Origin of the sequence: Akkermansia sp. (assembly GCF_020860705.1) — a bacterium.
Lineage (GTDB): Bacteria > Verrucomicrobiota > Verrucomicrobiia > Verrucomicrobiales > Akkermansiaceae > Akkermansia.
Genome location: NZ_JAJBTT010000013.1, coordinates 12,417 through 29,843, shown reverse-complemented (window position 1 = coordinate 29,843; position 17,427 = coordinate 12,417). Strand labels below are relative to the sequence as shown.

The 17,427-nt window shown below is 57.1% G+C and carries 11 protein-coding genes and 1 riboswitch; of the genes, 3 read left to right on the top strand and 8 right to left on the bottom strand.

Going from position 1 to position 17,427, the window contains the following annotated elements; all coding sequences use genetic code 11:
• Positions 1 to 71 precede the first annotated feature (71 nt).
• A complete protein-coding gene (locus LIO64_RS02520; RefSeq protein ID WP_290547878.1) occupies positions 72 to 2,285 on the top strand; it encodes a multicopper oxidase domain-containing protein in 2,214 nt (737 codons plus the stop codon).
• Between the two features lie 58 nt (positions 2,286 to 2,343).
• A complete protein-coding gene (dgt, locus tag LIO64_RS02515) occupies positions 2,344 to 3,675 on the top strand; it encodes a dGTP triphosphohydrolase (RefSeq protein WP_290547877.1) in 1,332 nt (443 codons plus the stop codon).
• Between the two features lie 363 nt (positions 3,676 to 4,038).
• On the opposite strand, the gene LIO64_RS02510 is transcribed toward dgt, so the two are convergent.
• From LIO64_RS02510 to thiC, 5 genes are all read right to left on the bottom strand, one after another.
• Positions 4,039 to 4,995, bottom strand: a complete 957-nt coding sequence (locus LIO64_RS02510) for a PDZ domain-containing protein (protein ID WP_290547876.1) — start codon at positions 4,993 to 4,995, stop codon at positions 4,039 to 4,041.
• Between the two features lie 371 nt (positions 4,996 to 5,366).
• Entirely contained in the window at positions 5,367 to 6,041 is a 675-nt protein-coding gene (locus LIO64_RS02505; protein WP_290547875.1) for a hypothetical protein, read from the bottom strand.
• 15 nt (positions 6,042 to 6,056) lie between these two features.
• Positions 6,057 to 6,635, bottom strand: coding sequence for an RNA polymerase sigma factor (locus LIO64_RS02500; protein WP_290547874.1), 579 nt, complete (start codon positions 6,633 to 6,635; stop codon positions 6,057 to 6,059).
• A 121-nt stretch (positions 6,636 to 6,756) separates the two neighbouring features.
• Complete coding sequence (locus tag LIO64_RS02495) at positions 6,757 to 7,701, bottom strand: thioredoxin family protein (RefSeq protein WP_290547873.1); 945 nt, start codon at positions 7,699 to 7,701, stop codon at positions 6,757 to 6,759.
• Between the two features lie 106 nt (positions 7,702 to 7,807).
• Positions 7,808 to 9,634 carry a phosphomethylpyrimidine synthase ThiC gene (gene thiC / locus LIO64_RS02490; RefSeq protein ID WP_290547872.1) on the bottom strand — a complete coding sequence of 609 codons (1,827 nt, stop codon included), beginning with the start codon at positions 9,632 to 9,634 and terminating at the stop codon, positions 7,808 to 7,810.
• A gap of 59 nt (positions 9,635 to 9,693) precedes the next feature.
• A riboswitch (TPP riboswitch) is annotated at positions 9,694 to 9,814 on the bottom strand.
• 287 nt (positions 9,815 to 10,101) lie between these two features.
• Between thiC and LIO64_RS02485 the strand changes: the two genes are divergently transcribed.
• Positions 10,102 to 10,695 carry a sigma-70 family RNA polymerase sigma factor gene (locus LIO64_RS02485; protein ID WP_290547871.1) on the top strand — a complete coding sequence of 198 codons (594 nt, stop codon included), beginning with the start codon at positions 10,102 to 10,104 and terminating at the stop codon, positions 10,693 to 10,695.
• 157 nt (positions 10,696 to 10,852) lie between these two features.
• On the opposite strand, the gene LIO64_RS02480 is transcribed toward LIO64_RS02485, so the two are convergent.
• The 3 genes from LIO64_RS02480 to LIO64_RS02470 all read right to left on the bottom strand — a co-directional run bounded on the left by LIO64_RS02480 (position 10,853) and on the right by LIO64_RS02470 (position 17,390).
• Entirely contained in the window at positions 10,853 to 14,065 is a 3,213-nt protein-coding gene (locus tag LIO64_RS02480) for a Sip1-related alpha-galactosidase (protein WP_290547870.1), read from the bottom strand.
• Positions 14,066 to 14,097: 32 nt separating this feature from the next.
• Entirely contained in the window at positions 14,098 to 14,958 is an 861-nt protein-coding gene (locus tag LIO64_RS02475) for a PEP-CTERM sorting domain-containing protein (RefSeq protein WP_290547869.1), read from the bottom strand.
• Between the two features lie 383 nt (positions 14,959 to 15,341).
• Positions 15,342 to 17,390 carry a sialidase family protein gene (locus LIO64_RS02470; protein ID WP_290547868.1) on the bottom strand — a complete coding sequence of 683 codons (2,049 nt, stop codon included), beginning with the start codon at positions 17,388 to 17,390 and terminating at the stop codon, positions 15,342 to 15,344.
• Between the last annotated feature and the right edge of the window lie 37 nt (positions 17,391 to 17,427).

The window sequence follows — 17,427 nt, the reverse complement described above, 5'->3', positions numbered from 1 at the left end:
ATCACCTATGTCTCCTTTTGAACCGCAGATGGAAGGAACGGGTCTTTTCTGGAAGTGCTTTCCTCCCGTTCATGTTTAAATTTGCCTCCCATTTTTTCCCATTCCTGTGCTGGTGCCTGATGGCGCAGTTTTCTCCGTCCCTCGCCGGAACGGTGGAATATGATTTATACGTCCGGAATACGCCGGTCAATTTCACCGGAGCCGCGCGCCCGGCCATGAGTGTCAACGGGAGCATTCCCGGTCCCACCCTGTATTTCACGGAAGGGGATACCGCCGTCATCCGGGTGCACAACCTGATGGATACGGAGACTTCCTTCCACTGGCACGGCCTGCTGGTGCCCAATGACCAGGACGGCGTTCCGTACCTGACGTCCGCTCCGGTAAAGCCCCATACCACGCATACTTATACCTTTCCGATCATTCAGAACGGTACGTACTGGTACCATTCCCACAGCGGCCTTCAGGAGCAGAGCGGACTGTACGGAGCATTCGTCATCCGCAAACGCCCAGGCGATGCGGCGCGCAGAACGGAGGACGCCTTGCCGGAATACACGCTGGTGCTGAGCGACTGGACGAATGAGAATCCGCAGGAGGTCAACAGAAAGCTCCACACAGGCTCGGATTGGTTTTCCATCCGCAAGGGGAGCGTGCAGAGTTACTGGGAAGCCCTGCGTGCCGGATATCTGGGAACCAAACTGACCAGCGAATGGAAGCGTATGAATGCCATGGACGTGAGCGACGTGTATTATGAACGCTTTCTTCTCAACGGCTCCCCGCAGGTTTCCCTGCCCCGGCTGAAGGGCGGTGACCGCATCAGGCTGCGCATCGTCAACGGGGCATCTTCCACCTATTTCTGGCTGAGGTACGCAGGCGGCAATATCCGCGTGGTGGCCAGCGACGGGAAGGACGTGGTTCCCGTGGACGTGGACCGCATGATGATTGCGGTTTCCGAGACTTACGACGTCATCCTGACGGTGCCGGAATCAGGCAAGTCTTTCGAATTCCAAGCGACGGCGGAGGATACCACCGGGTCTTCCTCCCTGTGGCTGGGCCACGGGGAAAAGCAACGGCTGCGCCCCTTCCCCAGGCTGAATTATTTCAAGAAGATGAAGCAGATGAACGGGATGATGACCATGGGAGGGAACATGAAGATGATGAAGAGGAATTCCGGTCCCATGCACCAAATGAATCATCACGGAATGGGCATGGTGGACATGAATTCCGGCTCATCCCATGAAGGAGGACATGGCAGCATGCAGGAGGACGAGAGGGGAACCACCCTGACGTACGACATGCTGAAGTCCCCCTCCCGGACCAGCCTTCCTTCCGGCGTGCCCGTGAAGGAATTGCATTTCATGCTGACCGGGAATATGAACCGCTACGTGTGGAGCATCAACGGGAAGACCCTTTCTGAAACGGACCGGATCATGATCAGGGAAGGTCAGAACGTCCGCATCATCCTGACCAACAATACCATGATGAGGCACCCCATGCACCTGCACGGCCATTTTTTCCGGCTGGTGAACAAGCACGGGGATTTTTCCCCGCTCAAGTTCACGGCGGACATCCAGCCCATGACGACCCAGGTGATTGAGTTCAATGCCGCAGAGAAGACACGCGGCAACTGGTTTTTCCACTGCCATATCCTGTACCACATGATGAGCGGCATGGGCCGGGTTTTCACGTATGAGGATTCTCCGCCCAATCCTCAGCTGCCCCACCCCATGCGGGCGCTCCAGCGCGTTTACGATATGGACCGGAAGTGGTACCTGACCGTGAACAACGACTTCGCCTCCAACGGGAATATCGGGGATCTGGAATTCGGGGGCACCCGGTGGAGCGTGCAGGGGGAATGGCAGATAGGCTACAAGGATACGCGCGGCTATGAGGCGGAAGGACGGTTTGGCAGGTACATCGGGGAAAAGCAGTGGCTTTACCCCTACATGGGAGTGGACTGGACCTGCCGCCAGGGAGAGGCGGGGGAACGCAACATGTTCCGCCAGACCACTAAAAAGAACCGGGAAGTGGACGGCACCCTGGGCACCCGGTACACGCTGCCCCTGTTCCTGATTGCGGACGCGCGCATTGACACGGACGGCAAGGTGCGGCTCCAGCTGGAACGGGACGATATACCGCTCACCTCCCGCCTGCGCCTTTCCTTTTCCCTGAATACGAACCGGGATTATTCCGTGGGCCTGCATTACATCCTGACCTCCCGCCTCAGCGTTTCCACCAATTATGACAACAACCTGCACTGGGGAGTGGGCCTGATGCTGACCTATTAAACGCTTCCTCCATTTTTTCCTGTTCCATCCGGGCAATCCCCTGTAGCATTCCTTCACCATGGCAGGGATAATGAATTGGGAACAGCTCTTGTCCGATACCCGGTGCGGCTCAACGCATCAACGCACCACGCGTGCGCAGAAGGACCGGAACGAATACGATAAGGATTACGGCCGCATCTTGTTTTCCAGCGCGTTCCGCCGACTTCAAGATAAGACGCAGGTGTTTCCTCTGGGACGGAATGATTATGTGCGCACCCGCCTGACGCACAGCCTGGAGGTGGCTCACATCGGTTCCTCTTTAGGCATGCGAGTAGGTAATTTGCTCCATAAAAAACATAAGAAACTTAAATCTATCATTGAGCCTTCCGAATTAGCTACAATCGTTTCCACCGCCTGCCTGGCCCACGACATCGGCAATCCGCCCTTCGGCCACTCCGGGGAGGACGCCATTGAAACGGCCCTGAAACGGCATGGCTTGGAGCTGCCGTTTGAAGGGAATGCCCAGGGGTTCCGCATCCTGACCCATACCGGGGACCCGATGGACGGCAACGGCCTCCAATTGACAGCCGCCGTTCTGGGCGCTTTCATGAAGTATCCCTGCACGTTATCCTATTCCGCAGCTGTCAAGAAACGCTCCATTACGGCAGTCAACAAGCTTGAATGTAAAAAATTCGGTATCGGAGCAGAGGAAAGAGAAGCCGCTTCCTTCGTGGCTGCCCACCTTGGGTTGATTCCACGTTCCACGCCGGATGAAAAAGACCTTTGCTGGTGCCGCCATCCCCTGGCGTATCTGATGGAGGCCGCGGACGATATCTGCTACCGCATTGCGGATATTGAAGACGGGTATTTTTCCGGCCTTCTGGATTTTGGCCATACCAGGGATTTGTTCAGTCCCTTCCTGACGAAAAAGCAGCGTTTCTCCGTCCGAAAGATGGAAAAGAAGGAGGAAAAAGATTCCTGCATCCATTACATGCGCGCCCTCGCCATCGGCAGGAGCATCCGGGCCGCCGTGGACAGTTTCACGATTTATGAAGAGGAGCTTCTGCAAGGGAGCATGGAGCAATCCCTGATTGACAGCTCGGAACTGGCCGCCCCGCTGAACGGCCTGTACCAGTCTGCCATAGAGAATGTGTACCAAGCCAGGGAGGTGATTGAAGTGGAGGCCATGGGCTACAAGGTGCTGGGCGAGCTGATCGACTTTTTCATGGAATGGGTGGACCATCCTTCCTCCGGACAGGCCAGAAAAGTCGCCATTATGCTTCAGGGAACCAAATTGCCCCGGGACGATGAAGGAAGAAACGCGCGCCTGACGCACATGCTTGATTATATTTCCGGCATGACGGATTCCTTTGCACTGGAGACATACCGGAAATTGACGGGCATTTTATAGTTTTCATGGCGGTTCGTTTGCCGGGAAACGCTCAAGAACGGCTCCGCTACCCAGATAGAGGCAGCGCACCACAGCTCCCCCAAATACAGTCAAGAGCATTCATCCCGTTGTTGCATAACAACCGGCCCAGGAATCAGCGGATTAAAAAACATCCCGTTTTCCCGACTCCTCCGCTTACATCATAAATCCTGACTAGTTAAAAACATACATCATCCACCCGCAGGCAATCCGCTTTTTTCCAAAGGTCAAAGGAGAAAAAACTGTCCACTCTTTCATATGTCGCCATCATAAAAAGGCTGCCCCACATGGGGCAGCCGTCCTTAACATAATGATCATGGATTTCTCCACTATTTCAGGAAGGGGTTAAAAGCAGAAGTTGGTTTCTATGTTTTTCAGGCGTTCCCGGACAGCTTCCGGTACGGCGTCCTTTTCCTCCTGCGTATTGTAGGGGCCGGAGTAGAGGACTTTCCCTGCGGCGTCCGTCACATGAACGGTCGTGCCTGTCTGGGAGTTGGAAGAAACCACAATGGTTCCATTGGCGTCCGACATATGGACGGAAGATGAGCTCTGGCCTCCGCCGGAAACCTTGCCCATGGGAGGCATGGGCATTTGCTGGAGCCCCTGCAGGCTCCGCAGCATCTGGAGAGCTCCCGGAGTCAGGTCCATCCGGCTGATGATGTCATCCATCCGGGAATCTTCCATTGCGGAGTTTCTCAAAAAATCATCCATCATCTGCTGCATGTCCAGAATGCGCTGAGGCAGGGCCGGCCGAACGGCCATTCCGGAGGGAGGAACCGCCGCCTGGCGGCGCGTGGGAGGGACCAAGCGCGGCTGCGTCCGGGGATCTCCCTGGGCAGCCAGTATTTCATCGGCTGAGAGCGTTCCGCCATCCAGCGTGATGTCCGCCGTTTCCCGCTTGCCCTTGCGGTAGAACACCGCCGTTATTTTGTCGCCCGGCACTTTTTCGGACAGGGCTTCCGTGACAGACTGAGGACCGGAAAGGGACATGTCCCCCAGCTTGACAACAACGTCATTTTCCTGCAATCCGGCCTTGGCGGCGGGGCTGTCCTGCACCACTTTGGTCACCAGCACTCCGGGAAATCCGCTTAGTTCCAGTTGCGCCACTACCGCCTGGGGCACCGTACCGGGCACAATGCCCAGCCTGGCCGGCTTGGAGGAGGGGAGCGGCTTGGTTTGCGGCGTATATGGCGTGAGAGGAGGAGGCTGAAGGGTATCCGTACTTCCTGCGGGCCGGTCAATGGAATATCCGGAGCCCGAACTTATCAGAACCCCCAATGTCAGAAAGATACAGGTTTTCATATCCATGTGAGATAATATACAACGGCCGTTCGTGCAATGTTCAAAATTTGCATATTTTTTTGACGGCCGCTGTACGGTTCTCCGGCTCCAGACTCCTCCCGGAACACGGAAAGACTGCCTGGAAAAACAACAGGGGAATAAAAAAGGCTAGAAATCTTCTTAGCGGCAATGCCTTTTCAATAGCATTCCCATGCATGCGGAAGGCCGGATTCCCCTTGGTAAAACACAACTTTCCGGTTTTTTGGAAAAAAGTTTTCCAGACAGGTCAGAGCGGCTTCCTTTCCATTACGGAACTCAGCACAGCCCCGCGACATGCCGCAGAGGACAGCTCCCTCTCCCCCATGCCCCGAAAACATTCAGGAAGATTGGACTCAATATTCCTTTTCAGGAAGAATCCTACGGATGATGGAAGGGGCGATCACAGGCACGCGTTCATCGCCTCCCTGCAATTCAAAAAGAGTGGGGGGCCGCAACAGGTCCCGCTTTTCTCCGGGGGGAAGTACAGGCGCTTCCGTCTTTTCAGACTCCGCTCCCGCTCCATTCCCGCCGGCTACCGTGCCGCCGGGCGCTACCAGCGTATTCTGAACAATCAGGACGGCACCCACCGCCGCAGCCACGGAAATGCCGGAAATATAAGCCAGCCGCCGCCACAGAGGCATTTTCGCCGCTTTTTCCTCCTTCACTTCCGCGGCGCAATCCATGGCCTGCGCCATTTTGCAGACGGAGAATTCCAGCATGGAAGAGGCGGAAAGCCTTTTCAGCCGGATTTCCATTTCACGCTCGGATTCAGCGCACATCAGGGAACAGCATTGCTCCCTGAACAGGACTCTGGCGGGAGCGGGCTGCAAACGTTTCAAAAGAGATTCCATTTCATGAATTTCCTCCTCGGAAATTTCATCATGCCGGACGCGGTCATTCAGGGGAAAGATTTCCTCGCACCTTCCGGCCAGGCGGGAAATCAATTCATCGGATACGGGAAGGGGCTGCATAGCGGCCGTACCGCCACCTTCCTCCCCTGTGGCGGATGTTGTTGTTTCATGTTTCATAAGAGTGGATTGGAATTAGAGTTGTTCTTTTTTGTTTCTCAGCGCCTTGCGGAGCAGATCTATCCCATAGCGGTATCGGCTTGCTACCGTGTTTTGTGAGATTTCCAGCGTTTCCGCAATTTGCTGAAAGGTTTGTTCTCCCCAGATTTTCAGGACAATAACCTCGGAGAATTTGGAAGGCAGCTTCTTGAGCTGCATTTCCATGAACTGTTTCAGCTCCTCATCCGCCGCCGCACTGGAAAACCAGGGGTCCGCATAAACATCCTCATCCTGTTCGGCGGCACAGGCTTCATCCTCCCTTTTCTGCCTCCGGTCGGATTTGCGGCCATAATCCACCGCCAGCCGCCGTATGGAGGCAAAGACATAGGAAAGCCACGCCTCCTGACCTCCTACAAATTCCCCGGCAGCCTCCTTGCGCGCCAGGCGGATCAGGGCATCCTGAAGGATGTCTTCCGCATCTTCCGGCGAGCGGGACTGCTGGCGGGCAAAAAGCAGCAGCTGGGCCACGTGCTGCCGCAGCCATTCATCCCAGCTCAGCAAATGATTGTCTTCTTCCCGGAATTCCTCTTCCCTGGTATAGGCGGACGTATTCATCTCTGCATGTTCGGTTCCTTCATCCATCATAGCGCAACAGCTTCATTTTTTTGTTTAAAATAAAATAGAAAAACTTCTCCTTTCTTCCCCTGAAGGGAGAAAAACTTTCATCAAAGGGTGTTTACTTCCAGTCATTCATATGCTTCTGCATATTACCAATCCACGGCTCCAGTTTCCTGGCCTCCTGAGATTCCGGATCGGCGTCGCGGGCCATTTTCAAATATTCCAGGGCCTTGGGATAATTGCGCTCCATGGCGTACCCATCGCTGATATATTTGGCTATTTCCAAACGGATGGCAGGCAGAATGTCCTTCCTGTCCAGCATTTGCAGAGCCTCCTCCCGGCCCGCAGGGATCTTGTTCGCGGAAAAGGCGCCTGCATGCTTTTTGTAAAATTCTTCCATCATCAGCCTCTGTGCCGCCATGACCACGGCCTTTTCAGCCTCTCCGGCAAAACCGTATTTGTCCTCCGGGTCCAGCGCGGCAATTTCCGCAATCAATTCTTTCTGGAGAGGCTGCAAATCCTTGGGCAGCAGTCTGATGGCCTGCACCAGCTTTTCCAGTTTTTCCTTTCCCTCCAGCGTCCGGGCAGCGGCCACGGCCTCTTTCAGCTTCAGCCTCGTCTTCCCGGCGTCTTCCAGTTTCTGTAAATACTCTTCCGCCGTCTTGCAGGCTCCCACTATTTTGGCATAAGGGGCGCCGTCAGCCTCCATCAGCAGGACGGAGGGAAACACGGAGATTCCATAGCGGCGCATCAGCTCTTCATGGAGCTTGAGCTGCTCCGGGGGCATTTTCCCCGCCGTTCTGGGAAAGTCCAGCTCCACCAGCATGAAGTTCTTCCCTCCCGCATAATTGGCAAAAGCCTCCGTATCAAAAATATTCTTGCGCAAATAAATGCATCCCGGGCACCAGTCGGAGCCAGTGAAATCAACCAGCACGGCACGCCCGCTTCCGGCGGCCTTCTTCAAGGCCTGTTCCAGATTCGTCTCCCAGACGGGGGCGGCCGCGGAAACCATTACCGCCGCCAGGGGAAAAACCGCCAAGGCGGGAAAAAATGGAATCTTCATCTTGCGGGCATCATACCAGCCATGGGCGCCTGTGTCATTTTCTTTTTCAACACGCCTCCGCAGACGCACGACGGTGAAACACACCGCCGTGCAGGCACATAGAGGACTACTGCTGGGAACGGCGGCGGATGTCCTGGCTGAGGCGCATGGCGCAGAAGTCCGGTCCGCACATGGAGCAGAAATGGGCCTTTTTGGCGTTGGCATGGGGCAGCGTCAGGTCGTGGTAGGAGCGGGCCTTCTGCGGGTCCAGGGAAAGGTTGAACTGGTCCTCCCAGCGGAATTCAAACCTGGCCTGGGCCAGCGCATTGTCTCTCCACTGGGCGGACGGGTGTCCCTTGGCCAAATCTGCGGCGTGGGCCGCCAGCTTGTAGGTGACCACGCCTTCCCGCACGTCTTCCCTGTCCGGCAGGCCCAGGTGCTCCTTACGGGTGACGTAGCAGAGCATGGCGCAGCCGCGCTGGCCAATGATCGCTCCGCCGATGGCTCCGGTAATATGGTCGTAACCGGGAGCGATGTCCGTCACCAGCGGCCCCAGCGTGTAGAAAGGGGCTTCCATGCACCATTCCAGCTGCTTGCTCATGTTTTCCGCAATGAGGTGCATGGGCACGTGCCCTGGCCCTTCATTCATGACCTGGACGCCCGCTTTCCACGCGCGCATGGTCAGATCCCCCTGGACTTCCAGTTCCGCCAGCTGGGCAAAGTCATTGGCGTCCGCCACGGAACCGGGACGCAATCCGTCCCCGATGGAGACGGCGATGTCGTAAGCCGCCAGAATGGAGCAGATTTCATCCCAGTGAGTATAAAGGAAGTTTTCCTGTTCATGAAGCATGCTCCACTGCGCCATGATGGAGCCGCCGCGGGAGACGATGCCCGTCATCCGCCGCGCGGTATGGTTCACAAACCGCAGCAGCAGGGCGGCATGGATGGTAACATAGTCCACGCCCTGCCGGGCCTGTTCCACAAGGGTGTCACGGAAGATTTCCCAGCTCAGGTCAGCTACCTTGCCTCCCACCTTTTCCAGCGCCTGGTAGATGGGTACGGTCCCGATGGGAACGGGAGAATTCCTCAGAATCCATTCCCTCGTGGCATGGATGTTCTTTCCGGTGGAAAGGTCCATGACGGTATCCGCCCCCCAGTGGATGGCCCAGCGGAGTTTTTCCACTTCCTCTTCGATGCTGGACCCCAGGGCGGAGTTGCCGATGTTGGCGTTGATCTTCACCAGGAAATTGCGGCCGATGGCCATGGGCTCGCATTCCGGGTGGTTGATGTTGGCGGGGATCAGGGCGCGCCCGGAGGCGATTTCATCCCTGACGAATTCAGACGTAAAGTAAGCGGGCATCCGGCAGCCGCGCCTGCGTTCCGGCGCGTGCTGGTGGTCCAGCCGGTCACGTGCGACCATGCGGGACGGCCCGAATCCTTCTTCCGCTTCCAGCTCGGACGGCCGCGGCATCACCGTCAGCTCATCCAGCACGGCCTGCGCCTCGTCCGGGCGGCTTTTTTCATGGGGATAACGGTCATATACAGTCTTAAACGCCTGTTCCCTCCCCAGGTTCTCCCGGATGGCTACAAATTCCATTTCCGGGGTAATGACTCCCCGGCGCGCATATTGCCGCTGCGTCACGGGCGTTCCACCCGCAGCCTGAAGGCCGCGTCCCTGTTCCGTTTCCACCTCTTCCACATCGCCGCGGGCCCTGATCCAGGAAGCGCGCAGGGCTGGAAGCCCCTGCTCTGCGGTTCCTTCATAAGCCTCGTCTCCCCACGGGCCGGAACAATCGTACACGCGCACGGGGTCATTGGGGTGGGCGGAGCCGTCAGGCAGCAGGGTGTCGCTCAGGAGGATTTCCCTCATGGGAACCTGCACGTCCGGATGCAGATGGCCCGGAACATAAATGCGGCGGGACCCGGGATAGGACAATTTGGCGGTATCGTTCATAGCATGGATGCTGTGTTCAAGTACCGGCAGCGGAAAAACAAACGCCGCGAAAAACGGGCAGGCCCGTTTGATCGAACTCCCTGCGGCGGAATTATCCGCATCAGGTTTGAAGGGTTCCGCGCAAACGGCATGCCGCCGCGCAATCTCAGCCTTTATTGTCTGGCACCCCTGCCGAACTTGAACACAGGGTAACACGGCCTTCCCCGCCATCCAAGCGTTTTCCGCCGCGGGGCCACGCAAGGGAACGCCGCCGCCCAGAAACTGAAGAGGGCATGGAACGCAAGCGGACTACAATCCGTCTGATGATTCAATTGCCGCAGAGGCCTTCAACGCTCTCCGCCGCGTCTAAAACAAGACCCTCTTTCATCTCGTCAGCCCCGGAAGAATAGGGTAAAAATCTTTTCCGCAGCATCCGCGCGACTGGATGAAACCATTCCCGGAGCGCGGGGTTTATAGAAGGGAATTTCATGGACGAAGCACAAGACAGGCCATCCGCGGCACTTGACGAAGACGCCCAGCTGATGCTGAGAGTCCGGAATGGCGACGCTTCCGCCATGGAAACGCTGATCCGCAGGCACCAGAATTCCGTATACGCCACGGTAGCCCGCATGCTGAACAACGGCCCGGAAGTGGAGGACATCGCCCAGCAGGTGTTTATCCGCATCTGGAAAGGCGCCGGGAATTACGAACCCTCCGCCCGTTTCACCACCTGGATGTTCACCATTCTGCGCAACCTGGTGTTCAATGAGGTGCGCCGCCAGAAGCGCAAGCCTACCACTTCCGCGGACGCCATGGAGGAGGAAGGCGGCATGACCGTCTTTCTGGAGTCCTCCCAGGCTCCGGATGAAGCCCTGGAACACGCTGAACTCCAGCGTGCCGTGGATGAGGCGATCGCCGCCCTGCCGGAAAAGGCCCGCCTGGCCGTCCAGTTGCGCCGCTTTGAGAACATGCCCTATGAGGAAATAGCCAAAACGCTGGACATGACGGTTCCCGCCACCAAGAGCCTCCTGTTCCGCGCCAGGAACATGCTGAAGGAGGCCCTGGCCTCCTTCCTGTCCTGAGTTTGCCAGGGTCCGCAGGCATGGATTTTCCAGGCCTCCATGGCGACCGGGCAGCTTTTGTCCCCGCTGACAAGCCATACACGCACCGGTTCAGCCTGGTTCAAGGCCTTTCCCGGTGAAAAAATCCCGGAGAGCGGCGAAAAGGCCACCCGCTTTTTTACAACCGCGTCACCTTCAGCCTCAGGAACCGCCTTTCCGGCCCTGTGCCATCAATCGCCACGTAATCCACATATTCTCCCCGGGAACCGGACACCGTTGCACCGGATTCCTCCACCCAGTCTTTCAGGTTTCCGGAGCTTTCCACGGCAAACGCCACATCCTCAGCATCAGGGTTAACCGGCCACGCCAGCGCCATATACTTTTTTCCATCCCGTTCCTTCACCGTCAGCGTTGTCACGCTCCCGCACGGTTTCATGGGGTCCCGTCCGGTAGCGTATTTCATCAGGTTGACGATGCCGTCCCCCGCCGGGTTTCCGTCCGGGGCGGAATTCGCATCCGTTCCCTCAAAATACTTCTTTTTCCATTTTTCGTATCCTGCAGGTTCAGGCACCCCCGCCCTCCGAACCCGCACCACGCGGCTGCCGCCAGAGCTTTCAGGAAACGTCACCAGGAAGAACCCCTCACTTCCCGGTACGGGGGAGATGGAGACGGCGCCTTCGATCACCGGAGTGCCCTCCTCCTGGTAAATCAGCACTTGTTCGGCATCCTCCAGGGTGAACTCCATTTCCGTGGCGGAAGAGGAAATGCCTTCCTTCACGCAGGCGGGCGATAAAAATTTTTCCGGATTCCCCAAAACAGCCCAGCCATTTTTTACAGGGGCCAGCAGGTAGAATATATCTTTCATGGCTCCGCCCTCCACGCTCGGAAGGCTCAACGTCACCCCCTGCGCCGTCAGCTTCACTCCCCGCTTGTTTCTCCAATCGTAAGCCACAAGCCCCTCCGCAGGCACCTCCCAGTTTGTTCCGGCGGCCGTTCCCTGCAGCATGGCCGCGGCATGGGGGTAATCATCCGGGCGCAGCACGCCGGTCCTGGTGGTGGAATCCGTATTCAGGTTGTAATAAACCACAGCGGCGCAATGGTTGTTCAACGGAGCAATGACCCCGTACAGGGAAACGCTGGTCAGGGGATGGATGAAGCAGGAGTCCGGAAGGGGAACGGCAGGAGCCAGGGGCCTCAGCAGCCTTCCGTCCCTCTGGACCAAAGGAAGAATGTTGGCGGAGTCAAAAGAATCCGGAGCGTCCGACAAGTAAACCGGCGCCCCGGAAAGAGCCTTGGACAGAGCCATGACGCTGCCGCAATTCGCGTCGGAAGAGTGGAACATGTCGTGGTCCGGCCACGCCGTCTGCCCCAGCCACAGGCTGTTAGTGTAAGACTGGAACAAATGGCTGCGGGCCTCATTCAACTTCGGATTAACCGAGGAATAGGAATAGTCAATGCTGCACCGCGTCACGGCGCTGCGCCCCGTATTGAATACGTTGAGCGTTCCGTGGGCCATGCAGTTAATCATGCCAAGCAGGGAACTGTTGCTCGTTACGGCCTTGTCCAGCGCACGCAGGCACCAGCCCATTCTTTCCGCGGCGTTTCCCGTCCCTTTGGTAAGCCCCAGGTAGCTTGTTTGATAGTCGATCTTGACGAAATTGAATCCGGCGTCACTCACGGATTTCATGAATGCTTCATAAAACGCATCAGCCCCTTCCTCGCTCCCTCCCGGATAATAAACGCCGTTGACGGAAAGGAGCTTGCCATTCATGCCCAGCGTATTGTCCGCATGAATACCCTGCTTTTCCCCGCAAAAGGAATGCCACAGCCCCAGCCACGAGATCCTGTCTTTTTGCAGGTTCCTCTGGGCTATCAGGGGGGACCAGCCACGGGGAAATTTGGAAGCGTCCGGGGAGAATGATTTCAGACGGTAGCCCTGCTGGGTTTGAAAACCGTCGTCCACCAGCATCCAGCGTACCGGAAGAGGCCCTGCATTAATGGTCCGGGCGGCGTCCGCCAGAAGACCGGAATTGATATTTCCCTTGTACTGTTCCCAGCTGCACCATCCCAGGTACTTGAACGGTTCCGGATAGGAGGCGTCTTTCTCATAGCGCCACAGGGATTTTCCCTGAAGGCGGGGATGGGCCATGGCCGCTTCCCACGCCTGTTTTGTGGCGGTGTAAATATCATTGGAAACGGCATAACATAACATCGGTTCCTGATCATCCGGAACCCTGGAGGCGGAATCTCCCCAGGTGCCGCTTTTGGCGTACAACGAATGGCCGGAAATCTCCAGCCACGACAGGGAAGCGTTTCCGCAGAGGGGGACGACGGCCAGGTATTTGCCGTTCGCCAGCTTGAACAGGGCCAGCATGCCGCGGTTGGAGGCAGTGCCGCCGGCCGCCGGATTCCTCACGTCCAGCACGTCCGCTAAAGAAGCGGCATTCCAGGGCAGCTCCCGGTTGGCGTCCGCCGGAAAACGGCCCTGCTCCGCGGCAAACCATGTTACTTTTTCATAGGAGGGAAGCTTGACTTCCAGAGAATATTCAGCGTTGGTTCCATGCATTCCGGTACCGGACGCCCGGCCCGTTTCCAGCAGAACGGGAGACGCTTCATTGCCCGCAATGGCTATGGAAGAGGAGGGGGGCTCTTCCACGCCCCCCTCGGAAAGCGTCAGTCCGTTCAAGGCTCCCGGGGCGCCACTGCCTCTTACGGCCACGACAAGGTCTTGCCCTGCCGGGAGGGAAAAAACCCTTTTCAGGTAAAGTCCCCTTTCATTTTCCGCAGCGCTTACCAGGCAGTTTCCACTGGCGCTGAACGGTTCCGGAGACTGGATGGAAAAGGCGACGTCCCCGGCGCCATTGGTCGCAGACCTGCCTGCAAACAATTCCAGCGTGTACGTTCCCGCCTTCAGGTTGGAAAAGGTAAGGGTAACCGTTCCATTGGTGATATAAACGCTGTCCCGCGCGGCTTGCGCCGGCCAGCCGTTGACGGCCGTCCCCGCCAGGTTTTCCTGGGGAATGTCCGCTCCATGCTCCTGGTAAACGCTGTCCTCCAGACCGGGGGTGCCGCACTTGGTCCCGCTGGTTCTGGAAATAACCAGTACGGGATTTTTTTCACCTTCACCCAGGGAGGAACCCGTAAATTCCACGGAGGACCGCTTGCTCTCGGTGGCGTACGCCTCATTCAGATAAAGTTCCACGGGGGAGGCGGGGCCTGCCCCCCCCGTGGTGGTATTCAGCGCGATATTATGCCATCCAGCCTCTTCCGTGCGCCCGGTGTAGCGTCCGAAATCAATCCGCAGAGCTCCGGCGCCGCTTCCGTTTTCCGCGGCGGCCGCGGCCACGCAAAAAGAGAAGAAGACCGCCCCAAGATGATGACCCCAATTCATGTTCACGGAACAGGGAAAAAGCCCTTCGCTGGTTAATGGACGGCAGAACGCTTCCGACGCAGCACAAGCGCGCCCAGCCCCAGCAGGGAAAGAGAGGCGGTGCCCGGCTCCGGAACATTCAGACTATTGATTTCAATCATGTTGACGTTATAGTCCCCCACTCCTGCTAGAGACACATTGAGTTCTTCCACATTTTCTCCCGTCGTAAACGTCCAGGTGACTTCCGTCATTTGATTTGCATCCACTCCAATTCCGGAGACAGTGCTACCATTAGTCGTTGGGGTAGGAGCACCTCCCGCAGTAGCAGCAGCGACGCTGCTGACAAGATCTTCGATTCCGCTCAAAGTGAATCCGCACGTATTGCTACCAGTAGCGGGATAGGTGTTCGCCCGCCCGCACAACAGGGTGATGGTGTAAGTGGTACTGGCCTGAAACCCGGACAGGGTGAACAACTGGGTAGAACTCGTGCTGCCCGAGGTCACGCTTGCGCCGCCTTTCCACGCGTTGCCGTAGGTAGCGTACTTGTCGCCCAGGCCTGAATCTCCCTGCGGGAAAGAGCTCAAAACAGCTTTGTCCCCTTTGCCGCCCGGCAAGTTGATGCTGGAAATGCTCAATCCGGAACTCTGGTTGGAGGAATCAACCAGGGAGATGGAGCTGCCAGAAGAACTGGTGGCGCCACTGTTCCCAGCCTTTATTTCATTCCATGATGAGCCGGAATCCAACGTCTGCACGGTAAACGTTCCGTTCGTCATGCTCTGGGACTGGGAACCGCTGGTGGAACCTCCCATTTGGCTGGCAGTAGCATCGCAGGCGATGTTGATCAATACGGAGGACGCCTGGGAGGCCATGGGACAAAGACAGGCGCAAATGATGATGAATAATGTTCTCTTCATAATAACGTGTTTGAATGTTCTGCGGTTTTACGGATTTCTAATCCGTTAAACCACAATAATTAAACAAAATCAAAGATATAGATGATAGCCCAGCCGCCAGCCCCGGGGATAGCCGCCTTCTCCGCTCGTTTTTATCCATTGGTTATCTTTCGCTTTGAAAAATGTATTGACTTCCGGATTAGAAATCCGCGTGAGCAGCATTTCCCTCCCCTGAAAATTTTTTATCCAATCCCTCCTCCTCCCCTGTTGACTCCAGTTTTTCCCGGAAAATTTTAAGCGGGACACTGGCGCGCCTTTTGAAAAAAATTGCCTTTTCCTAAAATAAAAACGGGCCACCTCCCCCGGAAGAGAGGTGGCCTGTCATTCATTTGCGGAAGCCCGCGTCAGCGCGCACTTCCCGCGTTAAGAACGTCCTTGTACGGGATCTTCAGGAAATTCAGGGAGCCCTTCGTCTCATACAGCACGCCGATGTGGTTTTTATCCACCGGGGCCAGGCAGGAGTATCCCCAGCCGTTGCGCACGTCATAAAGCAGCCACTTGTCTTCCGGCCAGGAAGCGGCGTCATCCGTGGAAGCCTTCAGCGTCATGTGGGAACGGCCGGAAGTGGTGTTCGGGTTGGAGAACAGGACTACCCTTCCGGCTCCCGGAACGGAGTCCACCGCATAAATGCTTCCCTGGCAGACGGACTCCTTCAGCTGGGGCGTGCGGTTGGTGGGATGTTTTTCCCACGTTTTCCCCATATCCTTCGTAACGCCCACCACGCGGGAACCGCCCCAGTTGCAGCGGGCGTTGATCATGATGGAACCGTCTTTCAGTTCAATCACCTGGGCTTCCGTCGTCTGCTCGCTGACGCCCGTGCCGCAATGCCAGGTTTTGCCCTGGTCCTTGGAATAAACGATGGTGGACCACGGAACTCCCTGGCCGTCCCAGTACTGGGCGGCGAAAACGAGCGTACCGTCCTTCATGGAGATGCCGCCTCCGGGACCGTTGAACAGGATGCGCCAATCCTTGTCTTTGGTCTGTTCCGTGATGTTGATGGGCTTGGACCAGGTGCGGCCGTCGTCATCGCTGTAGGCCAGTACCAGCTGACCGCAGACTTCCGGGGAATTGTCTCCGGATTTGCTGCCCCAGATGGAATGCCTGTGGCTCCAGATGGCGGCCACCCAGATTCTCCCGGTCTTTTCATCCACCAGAATGGCCGGATCGCCCACGCCCTTGGTCGCCCCCAGGGAGGGAGCAATCTTGGAATCGTCAATGGCTATCTTGACGTCGGACCACGTACGGCCGCCGTCAGAGGAACGGCTCACGCCTACGTCAATATTGGCCGGAAGGTCCCCTGCATGGTCGTAACGGATGTCGTAAACCGCCAGGAGGGTGCCCTTTTTCGTGCGGGCCAGTCCGGGGATGCGGTAGAATTTGGAATTGAAGTCTCCGGGCTTCACCACGGCCACGCCTATGCGCTGCTTTACGGGAGAGGCATTCGCCACTTTCAGGAGCTTGTTGCCGGCCATCACGCTGGCCGGGCGCACCACCACCCTGCCGTCAATGGAAGCGCCGTCCTTCATCGTTACGCACGCCCACAGGTAATTGTCCCCCGGCTCCAGTTCCAGCTTGCCCTTGACGGAAATCTGGGGCTTGGAACTGCCGGATAATTTCACCGTTCCCAGCACCTGGGCCGGATCTTTCGGGAAAACAATCGGCCCATCGACGATGTGGGGCTTCTCCCCGCCGCGGAGAACCGTTACGGATTCAATGTCGGAAAGCTTCGTCGTGCCGGAGAAATCCAGATTGACGGCCGTCAGGAACTGCGGGTTGAGGCAGCCTTCCGTCTGGACGTTCACGGAAAGAACCGGATTGCCGGGAATGCGCACCATCACCGGATAGGTGGAAGAAGCCATCTCCACCTGCGGCTTCACCTTCATGGGAATGCAGGGGACGATGAACAGGTCATCCAGCTTCATTCCCTTGTTTTCCGGCGCCGTCAGCTTGAAAATCAGGGAACGGGTTCCGGCGGGAATATGGGTTTCTATCTTGGTATTGAACCCGCCCGTCCTGATTCCCTTGCCGTCATAAATCTTCTTTTCCCCCTTCGGTCCTACGGCAATGATGGAGAATTCAAAAGGCGCCTGCCCCGTCCAGCGCTCCGCCCAGGCGGACAGCAGGACATCCCTGGAAGGCGTATCCTTCAGATCCAGCTTCAATTCGGTATCCTGGCCGCCCAGCATCCGCAAGGAAGAATTTCCGGACTTTCCCCCACCCCCGATTTCCGCCACGCCGTCCTGGCAGGACAAGGGGCCGTACTTGGTTGAAAGTGTGGTGAATTTTCCGTGCTTGGCCTGCTCAAAGCTTTCCGTACCCAGGGCGCCGGTCATGGACATTCCCAGGGCGCACAGCAGGGAGAGCACTGTCAAGTTGTTCAAAGGTAAATGCATGGTATATATGGTGTGTAACGGTAACTACGGGATGGAC

Bases quoted from the DNA above. Each gene is read 5' to 3' on its own strand.
- LIO64_RS02520 (WP_290547878.1), top strand. From the start codon at position 72: ATGTTTAAATTTGCCTCCCATTTTTTCCCATTCCTGTGCTGGTGCCTG.
- dgt (WP_290547877.1), top strand. From the start codon at position 2,344: ATGGCAGGGATAATGAATTGGGAACAGCTCTTGTCCGATACCCGGTGC.
- LIO64_RS02510 (WP_290547876.1), bottom strand. From the start codon at position 4,995: ATGAAAACCTGTATCTTTCTGACATTGGGGGTTCTGATAAGTTCGGGC.
- LIO64_RS02505 (WP_290547875.1), bottom strand. From the start codon at position 6,041: ATGAAACATGAAACAACAACATCCGCCACAGGGGAGGAAGGTGGCGGT.
- LIO64_RS02500 (WP_290547874.1), bottom strand. From the start codon at position 6,635: ATGAATACGTCCGCCTATACCAGGGAAGAGGAATTCCGGGAAGAAGAC.
- LIO64_RS02495 (WP_290547873.1), bottom strand. From the start codon at position 7,701: ATGAAGATTCCATTTTTTCCCGCCTTGGCGGTTTTTCCCCTGGCGGCG.
- thiC (WP_290547872.1), bottom strand. From the start codon at position 9,634: ATGAACGATACCGCCAAATTGTCCTATCCCGGGTCCCGCCGCATTTAT.
- LIO64_RS02485 (WP_290547871.1), top strand. From the start codon at position 10,102: ATGGACGAAGCACAAGACAGGCCATCCGCGGCACTTGACGAAGACGCC.
- LIO64_RS02480 (WP_290547870.1), bottom strand. From the start codon at position 14,065: ATGAATTGGGGTCATCATCTTGGGGCGGTCTTCTTCTCTTTTTGCGTG.
- LIO64_RS02475 (WP_290547869.1), bottom strand. From the start codon at position 14,958: ATGAAGAGAACATTATTCATCATCATTTGCGCCTGTCTTTGTCCCATG.
- LIO64_RS02470 (WP_290547868.1), bottom strand. From the start codon at position 17,390: ATGCATTTACCTTTGAACAACTTGACAGTGCTCTCCCTGCTGTGCGCC.